The 13,861-nt window shown below is 76.2% G+C and carries 14 protein-coding genes; 3 read left to right on the forward strand and 11 right to left on the reverse strand.

The genetic code is table 11. The features are described from left to right. Window positions 1-18: 18 nt before the first annotated feature. From OU787_RS30865 to OU787_RS30895, 7 genes are all read right to left on the reverse strand, one after another. Window positions 19-1,281, reverse strand: a complete 1,263-nt coding sequence (locus OU787_RS30865; protein ID WP_268661326.1) for a beta-ketoacyl-[acyl-carrier-protein] synthase family protein — start codon at window positions 1,279-1,281, stop codon at window positions 19-21. Beyond that, window positions 1,278-2,906, reverse strand: a complete 1,629-nt coding sequence (locus OU787_RS30870) for a class I adenylate-forming enzyme family protein (RefSeq protein WP_268661327.1) — start codon at window positions 2,904-2,906, stop codon at window positions 1,278-1,280. Before OU787_RS30870 ends, OU787_RS30865 begins: the two co-directional genes overlap by 4 nt. Window positions 2,907-3,006: 100 nt before the next feature. Then, a complete protein-coding gene (locus OU787_RS30875) occupies window positions 3,007-3,543 on the reverse strand; it encodes a beta-ketoacyl synthase N-terminal-like domain-containing protein (RefSeq protein WP_268661328.1) in 537 nt (178 codons plus the stop codon). Then, window positions 3,540-4,643: a beta-ketoacyl synthase N-terminal-like domain-containing protein gene (locus OU787_RS30880; protein WP_268661329.1), complete on the reverse strand. Its 1,104-nt coding sequence runs from the start codon at window positions 4,641-4,643 to the stop codon at window positions 3,540-3,542. Before OU787_RS30880 ends, OU787_RS30875 begins: the two co-directional genes overlap by 4 nt. Further along, complete coding sequence (locus OU787_RS30885; protein ID WP_030463833.1) at window positions 4,640-4,909, reverse strand: hypothetical protein; 270 nt, start codon at window positions 4,907-4,909, stop codon at window positions 4,640-4,642. The genes OU787_RS30880 and OU787_RS30885 overlap by 4 nt, the downstream gene beginning before the upstream one ends. Continuing rightward, window positions 4,906-5,190: an acyl carrier protein gene (locus OU787_RS30890; protein ID WP_030463834.1), complete on the reverse strand. Its 285-nt coding sequence runs from the start codon at window positions 5,188-5,190 to the stop codon at window positions 4,906-4,908. Before OU787_RS30890 ends, OU787_RS30885 begins: the two co-directional genes overlap by 4 nt. Window positions 5,191-5,239: 49 nt before the next feature. Continuing rightward, window positions 5,240-6,700 carry a class I adenylate-forming enzyme family protein gene (locus OU787_RS30895; protein WP_268661330.1) on the reverse strand — a complete coding sequence of 487 codons (1,461 nt, stop codon included), beginning with the start codon at window positions 6,698-6,700 and terminating at the stop codon, window positions 5,240-5,242. Between the two features lie 179 nt (window positions 6,701-6,879). On the opposite strand from OU787_RS30895, the gene OU787_RS30900 reads away from it, so the two are divergent. From OU787_RS30900 to OU787_RS30910, 3 genes are all read left to right on the forward strand, one after another. Next, window positions 6,880-7,956, forward strand: a complete 1,077-nt coding sequence (locus OU787_RS30900; RefSeq protein WP_268661331.1) for an alpha-hydroxy acid oxidase — start codon at window positions 6,880-6,882, stop codon at window positions 7,954-7,956. 249 nt (window positions 7,957-8,205) lie between these two features. Next, the gene (locus OU787_RS30905; RefSeq protein ID WP_268661332.1) at window positions 8,206-9,156 is read left to right on the forward strand and encodes an alpha/beta hydrolase; all 951 of its coding nucleotides are present in this window, start codon (window positions 8,206-8,208) and stop codon (window positions 9,154-9,156) included. A 14-nt stretch (window positions 9,157-9,170) separates the two neighbouring features. Next, the gene (locus OU787_RS30910; RefSeq protein WP_268661333.1) at window positions 9,171-10,472 is read left to right on the forward strand and encodes an aminotransferase-like domain-containing protein; all 1,302 of its coding nucleotides are present in this window, start codon (window positions 9,171-9,173) and stop codon (window positions 10,470-10,472) included. Between the two features lie 66 nt (window positions 10,473-10,538). On the opposite strand, the gene OU787_RS30915 is transcribed toward OU787_RS30910, so the two are convergent. The 4 genes from OU787_RS30915 to OU787_RS30930 form a co-directional block, all read right to left on the reverse strand. Further along, complete coding sequence (locus OU787_RS30915; protein WP_030463839.1) at window positions 10,539-11,303, reverse strand: ABC transporter permease; 765 nt, start codon at window positions 11,301-11,303, stop codon at window positions 10,539-10,541. Between the two features lie 24 nt (window positions 11,304-11,327). Further along, entirely contained in the window at window positions 11,328-12,281 is a 954-nt protein-coding gene (locus OU787_RS30920; protein ID WP_268661334.1) for an ATP-binding cassette domain-containing protein, read from the reverse strand. A gap of 87 nt (window positions 12,282-12,368) precedes the next feature. Continuing rightward, window positions 12,369-13,529 carry a glycosyltransferase gene (locus OU787_RS30925; protein WP_268661335.1) on the reverse strand — a complete coding sequence of 387 codons (1,161 nt, stop codon included), beginning with the start codon at window positions 13,527-13,529 and terminating at the stop codon, window positions 12,369-12,371. Next, the gene (locus OU787_RS30930) at window positions 13,526-13,843 is read right to left on the reverse strand and encodes a hypothetical protein (protein ID WP_268661336.1); all 318 of its coding nucleotides are present in this window, start codon (window positions 13,841-13,843) and stop codon (window positions 13,526-13,528) included. Before OU787_RS30930 ends, OU787_RS30925 begins: the two co-directional genes overlap by 4 nt. Window positions 13,844-13,861: the final 18 nt, after the last annotated feature.

Genomic DNA, 13,861 nt, shown 5'->3' on the forward strand with positions numbered 1-13,861 from the left:
GAGCGGGCCGCGAGGGGCCTACTTGACGGTGCCGGTCGGCGTCGGGCCGAAGACCAGGCTGGTGTTGTGGCCGCCGAACGCGAACGCGTTGCTGAGCGCGGCCCGCAGCCGGACCGGCCGGGCGGCGCCGCGGACGTGGTCCAGGTCGCAGGCCGGGTCGGGCTCGTCCAGGTTGAGGGTCGGCGGGAGCAGGCCGCGGGCCACGGCCAGCGCGGTGACGGCGGCCTCCACCGCGCCGGCCGCGCCCAGCAGGTGGCCGGTGGCGCCCTTGGTGGAGCTGACGGCGGGCCGGTGCGCGCCGAACACCGCGTTCAGCGCGGCCGATTCGGCGATGTCGCCGAGCTTGGTGCCGGTGCCGTGCGCGTTGACGTAGCCGATGTCGGACGGGTCCAGCCCGGCGTTGGCGAGGGCGGCGCGCATCGCGTCGGCGGCGCCCGCGCCGTCGGGGCGGGGCATGGTCGGGTGGTGGGCGTCGGTGCTGGAGCCCCAGCCGATCAGCTCGGCGTACCCGGTCGCGCCGCGGGCCGCCGCGTGCTCGGCGCTCTCCAGGACCAGGACGGCGCTGCCGTCGCCCAGCACGAAGCCGTTGCGGCGGGCGTCGAACGGCCGGGACGCCTGCGCCGGGTCGTCCCAACCCTGGGACAGCGCACGGGCGTTGGCGAAGGCGGAGATGATCGTCGGGTGCAGCGAGGCGTCCGTCCCGCCGCACACCACCACGTCCGCGTCGCCGGCCCGGATCAGCCGCAGTCCCTCGGCCACCGCCTGGGCGCCGGCCGCGCAGGCCGTCACGATCGCGGTGCTGAAGCCCCGGATGCCGTGCTTGATCGCCACCCGGGCGGTCGCCATGTTGGAGAGCATCCCGGGCAGCAGGTACGGGCTGACGCCGGGGCGGCCGCGCTCCCGGCGGCGGACCGCCTGCTGCTCGTAGGTCTCCAGGCCGCCGCCGCCGGTGCCCAGCACCACGGCGGTGCGGCGGGCGTCGACGTCGCGGCCGACCACCAGGGCGGCGTCGGCCAGCGCGTCGTCCGCGGCGGCCAGGGCCAGCAGCGCGAAGCGGTCGACGCAGCGGGTCTCGGTCGGCGGCAGCACCTCGCGGCCGTCGACGTGCGGGGCGATCCCGGCGGCGGTCAGCCAGCCGTGCGCGACGTGGCCCTCGGGGACGGCGGTGATGCCGCTGAGCCCGGAGGCCAGCGCCTCGAACACCTCGCCGGGCTTGCGGCCCAGCGAGGTGACCATCCCGATGCCGGTGACGACGGCGCCCGGCCGTCCGACCCGGGTCATCGGGCGGCCGCCGAGGTCATCGCGGCGAGGTGGCGCTCGCGCAGCAGGACCTTGCGGACCTTGCCGGTCGGGCCGAGCGGCAGGTCCTCGTCGCCGACCACCAGGACCGAGCGGACGGTCGCGGCGGTGGGCCCGTCGAGCGCGGCCAGCACCTCGGCGGTGCGGTCGGCGGCCGGGTCGGCGCCGTCGGCGAGGAGCAGCAGCACGTCGGTGACCACCCGGTCGCCGTCGCGGAAGGCGACCACGGTGCAGTCCAGCACCTCGGGGACGCGGGCCAGCACCCGTTCCTCGGACATCGCGGTGTACAGCCGCCGGCCGCCGCCGAGGTCGACCGCGTCCACCAGCCGGTCCACGTGGTAGTAGTAGCCGTCCTCGTCGCGGTACATCAGGTCGCCGGTGAGGAAGCGGCCGCGCAGCCGGGTGCGGTGGGTGGTGACCGAGTCGTTCCAGTAGCCGAGCGCCAACGTCGGTGAGGCGGTGGCCAGTTCGCCGACCTCGCCGGGGCCGAGCGGCTCGCCGTCCGGGCCGACCACCTCGCAGTCCACGAAGGTGTGCGGGCGGCCCACGCAGCGGCCGTACTTCTCGGTGCCCGGCGCGTGGGTGATGTGGAAGTGCGAGTGGCCCATCTCGGAGGAGCCCAGGCCGTCGACGAACACCGAGCCCGGCAGGCGGCCGCGGCCCTCGCGGGTGACGCTCTCGCGCGAGCCCCGGGCGATCAGGCGGCGGATGTGCGCCTCGTGCGCGCAGTCGCCGGTGTTCCACCACAGGCCGACCGAGGACAGGTCGCGGGCCGAGAGGTCCTGCCGGGCCAGGTCGGCCCAGGTGGTGGCGAAGCCGAACACGCTCTGCGGCTGCCACTGCTCGATCGCGTCCAGCACGGCCGGGCCGGTCTGCTGCGAGATCAGGTGCAGCCGGGAGTCGAAGCTGAGCGCCAGGTTGAGCGCGATCAGGGTCGCGGCGTGCGCGGCGGGCAGCGCGCTGAGCACCCGGTCGATGCCCTGCGGGCGGGGCAGCGCGGCCCGGTGCCGGATCGACGCGTACAGGCTCGCGTGCGAGTGCACCACGGCCTTGGGCATCCCGGTGGTGCCGGAGGAGTGGGTGATCGCCACCGGGTCGTCCGCGTGGTGCCGGTAGGGGGCGGGCGCCGCGTCCGGGTCGGCGGAGCCGAGGCCGGCGGCGTCGGCGAGCACCGGGGCCGCCGGGTCGTACCCGGCCAGTTCGGCCCGGTGCGCGGGGTCGGCGAGGAGGCCGACGGCGCCGAGGCGGGCGATGTAGCGGGCCGCGCGCTCGCCCTCCACGCCGGGGTTGAGCAGCGCCGGGATCGCGCCGAGCCGGGCCAGCGCCAGGAACGACAGCACCTGGTCGGCGGCGGCGCTCACGTACACCGCCACCACGTCCCGCGGGCCGACGCCCAGGGCGTGCAGCGCGGCGGCCCGGGCCCGGACGGCGCGGTCGGCCTCGCGCAGGGTGAGCGCCGCCCCGGCGGGGTGGTCGTCCACCGCGGTGTCGAAGGTCAGCAGCGGGTCGTCGAGGCCGATGCCCAGGGCGATCCTGCTGGTCAGCACGTTTCCGGCGCCGACGTCCGGGTCGTTCGCCAGGAGGCTGCGGATACTGCGGATGCTCACGGTGTGGATCCCTCCCACGGACCACGGCGCTGGCCGTGCGGGTGCGGTGCGGCGTCCGGGGACGCGTACGGACGGGGGGCGGAAAGCGGGGGCGCGCGGCTCAGGCGGCGGTGACCAGGACGGCGGTGGCCCGGTCGGTGCCGCCCGCCCGGTCGGCGTCGCAGGCCGGGTCGGCGTCGCGGGCCGGTTCGGCCTGCTCCGCGGCGATCACCAGGACCTGGTCGGCGTCGCCGTCGGCCAGCAGCAGCGCGGCCAACTCCAGGGCGTCCGGCGGGACTTCACCGGGCCCGGCGGCCTCCGGCGGGCTGATCGCGACGACCGGGCCGGTCAGGCCCCAGCGGGCGGCGACGTGCCCGAGGACGGCGTTCGGGTTGGACTGGAAGAACAGCAGCGGCGGCATCCGGTGCCCCGCGGCACCGGTGTCGATGGCCAGCGCGGTGGCCCGGTCGCCCCCGGCGCTGGCCAGCAGCAACCCGGTGCGGCGCGGCTCCCCGGGCTCGCCGTAGCCCGCCGCCAGGCAGCGTTCGGCGACGGCCGCGACCAGCGGGTTGAAGGTCGAGGCCGAGAAGCCGGGCAGCGGGGGCGGCGGCTCGCCGGGCGGCCAGTGGACGGTGGCGAGGGTGCGCAGCGGGCTCACGCGGCGGCCACCAGGAGTGCGGTGTTGGCGCCGCCGAACGCCGAGTTCAGGCTCAGCGCGCAGCGGGGACGGGCGTCCGCGCGGGGGCCCAGCACCAGGTCCAGCCCGACCTCCGGGTCCGGACCCAGCCAGCCCGCGTTGACCGGGAGCTGGCCGTCGCCCAACACCCCGACGGTGACCGCGAGTTCGAGCAGCGCGGAAGCCTCCAGGGCGTGGCCGTGCACGGACTTGCTGGAACTCACCGGCAGCCTGTCCAGACCCGCGCCGAACACCTCGCGCAGCGCCCGCGCCTCCGCCAGGTCCGACATCGGCGAACCGGTGCCGTTGGCGTTGACGTAGTCCACCTCGGACGGATCGACCCCGGCCCGGGCCAGCGCGGACCGGACGGCCCGGGCCACGCCCGCGCCGTCGGGCCGCGGACGGCACACGTGGTGCGCGTCCCCGGAGCGGCCCCAGCCCGCCAGCCGGGCCAGCGGACGGGCGCCGCGCCCGGCGGCGGCGTCCGCCGCCTCGACCACCACGGCCACCGCGGCGTCCCCGAGCAGGGTGCCGCTGCGCCCGGCGCTGAACGGCCGCAGCTCGCCGTCCCGGGCCAGGGCCCGGCCCGCGTCGAAGGCCGCGAAGACGCCCGGCTCCACCAGGTGCCCGGCCGCGACCACCACCCGCGGGTGGCGGCCGGAGCCGACCAGGGCGGCGGCGTCGGCCACCGCGGTGGCGGCCGCCACGCAGGCGCCGGTGTAGACCCGGGCCACCCCGGCCAGGCCGAGGGCGGCGGCGCCGGACGACACCGCGGTGGCCGTCCCGCGGGTGTCCAGGTCGCTGTGCAGGGCGAGCAACAGCGGTGCGCCGGACGGCAGTTCGGCCTGCCGGCAGGCGTCGGCGACGGCGCCGAGCACCGCGTCGGCGAGCGGCGGCGGGTCGGGCAGCAGGGCCGCCCGCCGGGTGCCGCGCCGGCCGACGTCGAAGCGGGTCACCTCGGCGAAGCCGGTCCCGCCCCGGGCGGCGGCGGCCGCCAGCGGGGCGAGACCGGTGCCGAAGGCGCTGAGCACCCCGAGGCCGGTGAACACCGGCCGGTCGGCCGGCGGTGCGCTGGGACTCATGACCGGGCGGCCCCGTCGGCCCCGGCCGGGGCGGCGGCGAGGACGGCCGCGCGCAGCACCGCGACGGCGTCGTCCACCGTGCGGACGGCCGCGAACTGCTCGTCCGAGAGTTCCAGCTCGATGCCGTAGCGCTGCTCGAACTCGGCCGTCAGCCAGGTGAGTTCGAGCGAGCCGAGGGTCTCGGGCACGCTGCTCCCGGGGCGCTGGCCGAAGGCCGCGAGCATCTGCACGACCTCGGCCCGGCCCGGCAGCACGGGCGTGCTCACGCGGCGCTGCCGGCGGTGGCCGCGGTGGCGGTACCGGCGGCGACCCGGCGGGCCACGTCGGCGGTGAACTGGTCGAGGGTCATCAGCGCGGTGGTCTCCAGCTCGTCCAGGTCGAACTTGATCCCGAACTCGTCCTCGACCTGGACCGACAGCTCGGCGAGCGCCAGCGACTCGAGGTCGAGGCCGGCCGGGCCGAGGTCGGTGTCGCCGGTGACCCCGTCGGTGTCGTAGTTCATCTCGGCGAGCGTCGAGAGGACGAAGGCGCGGATGCGCTCCTGCATGGTGTGCTCCTCGTGCTGGGTCGGGGTTCGGTGCGGGCGGTGCGGTGGATCAGGGGGCGGCGGCCGCGGTGGCGCGCAGCGCGGCGGTGTCGCGGACGAGCTTGCCGGTGGCGGTGCGGGGCAGCGCCGGGAGGAAGGTGAGCTGCCGGGGCCGCTTGAAGGGGGCCAGCTCGCGGGTCAGCGCCTCCCGGACGGCGTCCGCCCGGTCGTTGGCCCCGTCGGCCCCGTTGGCCCCGACGGTGTCAGCGGTGTCGGCGCGCTCGGTGGCCAGGTACGCCTCGATGGCGCCGTCCGCGAAGACCACCACGGCCTCGCGGACCTCCGGCAGCGCGGCGAGGGTGTGCTCGACCTCGTTCAGGTCGACCTTGAGGCCGCCGATCGAGACCTGGGAGTCGCGCCGGCCGAGCACGGTGACCCGGCCGGTCGCCGGGTCGACCCGGCCGGCGTCGCGGGTGTGCAGCCGGCCGTCCGACCAGCGGGTCGGGTCGTCGAGGCCGGGGTACGGGGAGGCGGCCATCGCGATGTGCAGTTCGCCGCCGTCCTCGTGCAGCTCCGTGCCGTGGACGGGCGCGGCCTCGGGGTGCAGGGTGCCGTCCAGGTCGGTGGCGATCACCCCGCGCTCGGTCATCCCGTACATGGTGCCCAGCGGCACGCCGTACCGGGCGGTGAAGGCGGCGGGCAGCCCGGGGCGGACCAGCTCGCCCGCCACGATCATCCGGCGCAGCTGCGGCAGCGGCGGGGGAGCGGCCGCACCGGCCAGCAGCTCGGCGTGGAACGGGACGCCGATCACGGTGGTCGGCCGGTCGTCCTCGCCGACCGCGGCCAGGATGCCCGCCGTGGTCATCCGGACGGGCACGGTCAGCGGCACCCGGGCGTGCAGGCTGTTGAGCAGGCCGCCGACCAGGCCGAGGACGTGCACCATCGAGGAGAGCAGGACGACCCGCTCCCCGGCCTTCGGGAACGCCGCCAGCCGCGCGTAGCAGTCGAGTTCGCGCAGCAGGTCGGCGGCGGTGCGGGCGATCACCTTGGCCGGGCCGGTCGAGCCCGAGCTCAGCTGCACCAGGGCGTGGCCGGTCGCGGCCGGGCGGCCGTCCGGCCGGGCCGCCGGTACCGGGTCGGTCTCGGCGAAGCCGCGCATCGCCGCCGCGGGGCCGTGCGCCGACTCCACCAGCACCTGGGGCGCCAGCCGTTCGACGGCGAGCGCCACCTCGTGGTCGGTGAGCCGGTGGTCCAGCAGGACGGCCTGGGCGCCCAGTTGCCAGCAGGCCAGCAGCGCGGCGGTGTAGCCGAGCGAGGGCGCCAGCCGCAGCGCGACGGTGCCGCCGCGCGCCAGGCCGGCGGCGGCGAGCCGTCCGGCCTGCTCGGCGACCAGGGCGCGCAGGGTGGCGCGGTCCACGGGGGTGCCGAAGCGCAGGCACTCCTGGTCGTCGGGGCCGGCCAGCAGGTAGCGGTCCACCCAGTCGTGCGGGGCACCGCAGGGCAGGGCGGGGGGAGAGGAAGATCCGGTCAACGCCGCTCCACGAAGGGGAGGTTGGAAGGACGCCGTCCACGACGAACGGGGTCGGTTCGGCTTCCTGACGATTACACAGGCGTTCGAGCCGAATCAAGGTCTAGACCATTGGGCGGGTGGCCTCCTACGCTGCCGGGCCGGAGCGGGCCCGCGCGCGGCCTGCCCGGAAAGGCAGACTCTTGGACGCACTGGAACCGGCGGACTTCGAACGCGCGGCCCGGGCCCGACTCCCCGCCGAAACCTGGGACTTCGTGCAGGGCGGCAGCGGCGCCGAACGCACCCTCGCCGCCAACCGCGCCCAGTTCGAACAGGCCCGCCTGCGCCCGCGCACCATGGTCGACGTCTCCACCACCGACCAGCGCCTCACCCTGCTCGGCAGCCCGCTGAGCACCCCGATCGGCATCGCCCCGGTCGCCTACCACCAGCTGTTCCACCCCGAGGGCGAGACCGCCACCGCCCGCGCCGCCGGCCGCGCCGGAGCGCTCATGGTCGCCGGGATCTTCGCCAGCCGCACCCTGGAATCCATCGCCGAAGCCGCCACCGGCCCGCTCTGGCTCCAGCTCTACTGGCTGCGCCGCCGCGACGCCCTCGCCGCCCTGGTCGAACGCGCCGAAGCCGCCGGCTTCCGCGCCCTGGTGCTCACCGTCGACGCCCCCCGGATCGGCCGCCGCCTGCGCGACGCCCGCAACGGCTTCGCCGTCCCCGCGCACATCCGCGCCGTCAACCTCGACCCGTCCCTGATGGCCGCCAGCCACCGGGCCGACACGGGCAGCTCGGGCATCGCCGACCACGCCAAGGAGCAGTTCGACCCCACCCTGACCTGGGCGGACCTCGCCTGGCTGCGCGAACGCAGCAGCCTGCCGATCGTCCTCAAGGGCATCCTGACCGCCGAGGACGCCCGGCTCGCCGCCGAACACGGCGTCGACGCCGTCGTGGTCTCCAACCACGGCGGCCGCCAGCTCGACGGTGCCCTGCCGACCCTCTCGGCGCTGCCCGAAGTGGTCGCCGCAGTGCCACCGGATCTGCCCGTCCTCCTGGACGGCGGGGTACGGACGGGCACGGATGTTGCCCTGGCGGTCGCCCTCGGCGCCCGGGCCGTCCTGATCGGCCGCCCGATCCTGTGGGGCCTGGCCGCCGACGGCGAGAACGGCGTCGCCCGCGTCCTCGACCTCCTGAAGGCCGAACTCGACGACACCCTGGCCCTGCTGGGCCGCCCCCGCCTGGCCGACCTCGACCCCACCGCGGTGGTCCGGTAGGGCCCGGCCGCCGCCCGCGGACCTCCGGTTGCCGGTGGTCGACCACGCACCCCGGACCAGCGGTTGCCGTCACCCACTGCCGATCCCTGACCGCTGCCCCCTGACCGCTGCCCCCGACCACCGACCCCGGCCTGCCGACCGGCGGCCACCGCCCCGGTCCCAGCGCCCCTGAACCACCGTCACCACCGTCACCACCGCCGCCGCCCCGTCGTCGCCGACGACCGGCGGCCCGATCCCAGGAACGTTCCCTTGCCACTGCACCCCCAGGCCGAGGCCCTGCGCCGGCAGCGCGCCGAAGCCGGTACGCCCCCGCTCTACACCCGCACCCTCGCCGAGGCCCGCGCCGCCGACCTCGCCGACATCCGGGCCGCCGCCGGGAACCCGGAACCGGTCGGCTCCGTCGAGGAGTTCACCGTCCCGGGCCCCGGCGGCCCGCTGCCGCTGCGGGTCTACCACCCGGCCCCCGAAGCCGAAGCCGAAAACGCAGCCGCCGCCCCGCTGCCCGTCCTGCTCTACCTGTTCGGCGGCGGCTGGACCCTCGGCTCGCTCGACACCGGCGACGCGATCTGCCGCCGCCTGACCAACGCCGTCGGCTGCGTCACCGTCGCGGCGGGCTACCGGCTCGCCCCCGAGCACCCCTTCCCGGCCGCCGTGCACGACGTGGCCGCCGCCGCCGAGTGGATCGCCGGGCACGCCGCCCAACTGGGCGCCGACCCGGCCCGGTTGGCCGTCGCGGGCGACAGCGCGGGCGGCAACCTGGCCGCCGCCCTCACCCTGCTGGCCCGCGAGCGCGGCGGCCCCGCGATCCGCCACCAGCTGCTGGTCTACCCGAACACCGACCACCGCGTCCCGCCCCCCGGGACGGACGACGACCCGCTGCTGTTCAACCGCCGCTCGGTGGCCTGGTACTGGGGCCACTACCTGGCCGACCCGGCCGACGGCGCGAACCCGCTGGCCTCCCCGCTGCGCGCCCCCTCGCTGGCCGGCCTGCCGCCCGCCACCGTGCTCACCGCCGAGTACGACCCGCTGCGCGACGAGGGCGAGCAGTACGCCGAAGCCCTGCGCGCCGCCGGAGTGCCCGTCGAACTGCGCCGCTACGACGGCATGCCGCACGGCTTCTTCGCCATGTCCGGCGTCCTCGACGGCGGCCGCGACGCCCAGCAGCACGCCGCCGCCCGACTCCGCGAGGCCCTCCGATGACGACCGCTCCTGCTGTGACCACGCTCCCGCTGGGCGACCTGCACGCCAGCCTCGCCGACCCGCTGCTGGACGCGATGACCTTCCTCAACGAGGTCACCGAGCGCTACCCGGACGCGCTCTCCTTCGCCCCCGGCCGCCCGCACGAGGGCTTCTTCGCGCCCGAGGACGTCCACACCTACCTGGACACCTACCTCGCCCACCTCGCCGAGCGCGGCCTGAGCCGCAGCGCGGTGCGCACCGCGCTGTTCCAGTACGGCCCGACCAAGGGCATCGTCGCCGACCTGGTCGCCCGCACCCTCGCCAACGACGAGGGCATCGACGCCGACCCCGAGGCGCTGGTGCTCACCGTCGGCGCCCAGGAGGGCATGCTGCTGGTGCTGCGCGCGCTGTGCGCCACGCCCGAGGACGTGCTGCTGGTCAGCTCGCCCTGCTACGTCGGCGTGACCGGCGCGGCCCGGCTGCTCGACCTGGCGACCGTCCCCGTCCCCGAGGGGCCCGCCGGCGGACCGGACCCGGAGGCCGTGCGCGCGGCGGCCCGCGCCGTCCGGGCGGCCGGCCGCCGCCCGCGCGCGCTCTACGTCGTCCCTGACTTCGCCAACCCGTCCGGCACCAGCATGCCGGTCGAGGCGCGGGCCGGGCTGCTGGAGGTGGCGGCCGACGAGGGGCTGCTGGTGATCGAGGACAACCCGTACGGCTTCTTCACCCGCGAGCCGGGCGGACGCCCCACCCTGAAGGCCCTGGACGGGAACCGCGGCCGGGTGGTCCACCTCGGCTCCTTCGCCAAGACCTGCTTCCCGGGCGCCCGGCTCGGCTACGTGGTCGCCGACCAGCGGGTGCTCGCCCCGGACGGCCGGGCGACGCTGCTCGCCGACGAGCTGGCCAAGCTGAAGAGCATGACGACGGTCAACACCCCGGCGCTCAGCCAGGCCGTGATCGGCGGCATGCTGCTGCGCCACGCCTGCCGGCTGCGCGCCGCCAACGCCCCGGCGCGCGCCCACTACGCGGCCAACCTGGCCGTCCTGCTGCGGGAGTTGGAGCGGCACTTCCCGGCGGCCGAACGCGACCGGCTCGGGGTGTCCTGGAACGAGCCGGAGGGAGGCTTCTTCGCCGTGCTCCAGGTGCCGTTCACCGCCGACGAGGCGGCGATGGAACGCTGCGCCCGCGACCACGGGGTGCTCTGGACCCCGATGGCCCCGTTCTACCCGGCGGGCGGCGGCGAGCGCCGGCTGCGGCTGTCGATCAGCGCCCTGAGCGAGGGTCAGATCGCGGCCGGAGTGGCCCGGCTGGCCGACTTCGTCCGGTCCGCCGCGAGCTGAACGCGCACGACCGCACGGGAGCGGGGGGAGGGGCCGCAGCCCCTCCCCCCGCTCCCACCCGTCCGGCTACCGGATCCGGGCCGAGAACAGCCGGGCCGAGTAGAACACCGCCGCGGTCGTCAGCACCGCGACGATCAGCAGCCCCTGCCAGACCACGCTGTCCCCGGGGTGCCCGGAGAACAGCGCCCGCATGCCCTCGACCGCCCAGTAGAAGGGGTTCCACTCCGCCGCCCGCTGCAGCCACATCGGCGCCAGCGCCATCGGCAGCAGCGTCCCGGAGAGCAGGCCGATCGGCTGGGCGATGGTGTTCACCACCGGCGCCATCGCGGCGTCGTTGGGCAGCGCCAGGGCGATGCCGTACGAGATGGCCGAGGTCATCAGCGCCAGCAGGCCGAGCAGCACGTACGCCAGCAGCAGGCTCGCCGGGTCGACCCGCAGGCCGAACGGCAGCGCGACCAGCGTGATGATGACCGCCTGGACGAGCAGGCCGAGGGTCTCGCGCAGCGCCCGCCCGAGCAGCAGGGCGAGCCGGCTGACCGGGGTCACCCGGGAGCGCTCGATGATGCCGGCCTTCAGCTCGCCGAGCAGGCTGAAGCCGGTGAAGAGGCCGCCGAAGATGCAGAGCACCGCCAGCAGGCCGGGGACGTAGATCTGGTACGCCTCGGCGTAGCTGGTGGCGCCCATCGGCCCCAGCACCTGCTTCAGCAGCGGGGCGAACAGCAGCAGGTAGAAGACCGGCTGGGTGATGCCGATCACGATCCAGATCGGTGTGCGCCACATCAGCAGCACTTGCCGCTGGAAGACCAGCCAGGTGTCACGGGCGAGCTTCACGGAAGGGACCCCAGGGGTTTCTCGTCAGGACTGTTCGATGGAGCGGCCGGTGCGGGCCAGGAACACGTCGTCCAGGCTCGGCCGCTGGAGCTGCACCGTCCCGGGGACGATGCCCGCCCCGTTCAGGACGCTCAGCAGCTGCGGGATCGCCGCCGCGCCGTCGTCCAGGTAGAGCCGCAGGCCGTCCTCGCCCGGTTCCAGCCGGTGCAGGGAGGGCTGCCCGCGCAGCGCGTCGGCCGCGGGTCCGGCGTCCCCGGCGGCGAGGCCGAGCAGCACGACGTCGCCGGAGATCTCGCGCTTGAGCGCCTCGGGCGTGCCCTCGACCACGACCTGCCCGTGGTCGACGATGGCGACCCGGTCGCAGAGCGCGTCGGCCTCGTCCAGGTAGTGGGTGGTCACCACCACCGTCATGCCCTCGGTGCGCAGCCGCTTGATCTCGGCCCACACCTGGCCGCGGCTGGCCGGGTCGAGGCCGACCGTCGGCTCGTCGAGGAACAGCACCCCGGGGGAGTGGATCACCCCGAGGGCGATGTCCACCCGGCGGCGCTGGCCGCCGGAGTAGGTGCTGCAGTGGCGGTCGGCGAACTCGGTCAGGTCGAACGCCTTCAGGGCGTCCGCGGCCTGCTGCAGGGCCTCGGCCTTGCGGGCGCCGTACATCCGGGCCTGCATGACCAGCTCCTCCCGCCCGGTGACCGCGTCGGCGGTGCCGCCGCCCTGGGCGACGTAGCCGATCCGGCGGCGGACCCCGGCCGGGTCGGCCAGCAGGTCGGCGCCGGCGATCAGGGCTTCGCCGCCGTCCGGGCGGATGAGCGTGGCGAGCATGCGCAGGGTGGTGGTCTTCCCGGCGCCGTTGGGGCCGAGGAAGCCGAAGATCTCACCGGCCTGGACGTCCAGGTCGATGCCGCGGACGGCGTCGACGACGGTGCGGCCGTGCTTTCCGGACGGGTAGGACTTGCGAAGTCCCTTGGTCTCGATCAACCAGAACTCCCGGGCTGGGATGGGGTGCGGGGGCTCGCGCCAGCCAACCCCCTTGCGGATGAAGGGAGTTGGCGGCACGAGGCGGTATCAGGGGGCGACCAGCGCTTCCATCCGGTCGGCGGCGGTCAACGCCCCGCCGCCGGACAGCAGTTGACGCCCGATCGACTCGGCGGCCGCCCGGTGGGAGGGCTCGTCGAGCACCCGCCGGAGCCGCTCGGCGATCACCGGCGGACCGACCCGGGCGAACGGGACCCGGAGGCCGGCCCCGGCCTCCACGACCCGCTGCGCCACGAACGGCTGGTCGTTGCGGATCGGCGCCGCCAGCACGGGGACGCCGTGCGCCAGCGACTCGACCACGGTGTTCATCCCACCATGGCAGAGCACCGCGTCCAAGCGGCCGGTGGACAGCAGCTCCAGTACGGGTGCCCGATCGACCACCGTGACGGAGTCCGGAAGGGCAGCCGGCAGCGCCCCGCGGGACGCCGCCACCACCGCCTGCACGCCGTCCCCGCCGAGCCGCGCCAGCGCATCGACGGTGCGGTGCAGGAAGTCCGCGCCGACCGTGTCCGACATCGTCCCCATGGTGACCAGCACGGTGCGCCGCCCGGCCGCCAGCCGCTCCCACGGGAACGCCGGATCCGCCGCCCGAGCCGTCAGCACCGGCCCCACCGCGGCGAGTTGCGGCAGCGGCTCCGGCTCGCCGAGCAGCGCCCGCCCGGAGGTGGCCAGCACCAGGTGCGGCGACAGGCGCGGATCGGTGAACTCCCCGGCCGGCAGCTGCGCCCGCTCCCACAGCCCGGCCAGCAGCCCCGCCGTCCACGCCTCGACCCGCGGCAGGTGCCGGTACGGGCGGCCCAGCTCCATCGCCCCCGGCGCCAGCGTCGCCCACGGCAGCCCGTACCGGTGCGCGACCAGCGCGCCCGCCGGGGTGTGCTGGTCCACCAGCAGCGCGTCCGGCCGGAACTCCCGCACCACCGCGTCCAGCGGCTTCAGGGTGAACCTGGCGTACGGGACGACGAAGCCCTCCCAGAGCGAGCGCAGCGAGGCCAGGCCGTGGCCGCCCATCGCCCGGAACATCCGGTTGCCGGTGCCGAAGACCAGGGCGTCGGGGCCGAGCAGCGGCCGCAGCATCGTCTCGGTGCCGGTCCAGGCCACCCGGTGGCCGCGCGCGGCCAGCTCCGCCGCGATCCCGGCCGCCGGGTTGACGTGCCCGGCCAGCGGGGGCACCACCAGCAGGAAGCGGCTCACCGGCGCACCAGCTCCGCCAGGTCGCCGACGGTCAGCGCGGCCAGCCCGGCCACGTCCAGGCCGGCCCGCAGCGCGCCCAGGTCGGCGCCGAAGCGCTCCCGCAGCAGCACGTCCAGCACCGCGAACTCGCTCTCGTCCAGGGCGAGATCACCGTCGAGTCGGTCCGCGGGGGCGAGCGACTCTGCCCAATCGGGCAGAGCGTCGGCGGCCTCCGCCAGCGCGGCCAGCAACCCCGGGTCCAGGGCGGCGGGCGGCCCGGAAGGCAGCCCGGAGGCGGTTTCTTGGTGCACGAAGGAAGGCTGGGAATCAGTCATCGGAAGGCTCCACCGGCT

It is taken from the genome of Kitasatospora sp. YST-16 (assembly GCF_026802215.1).
In the GTDB taxonomy this organism is placed as follows: Bacteria; Actinomycetota; Actinomycetes; order Streptomycetales; family Streptomycetaceae; genus Kitasatospora; species Kitasatospora cineracea.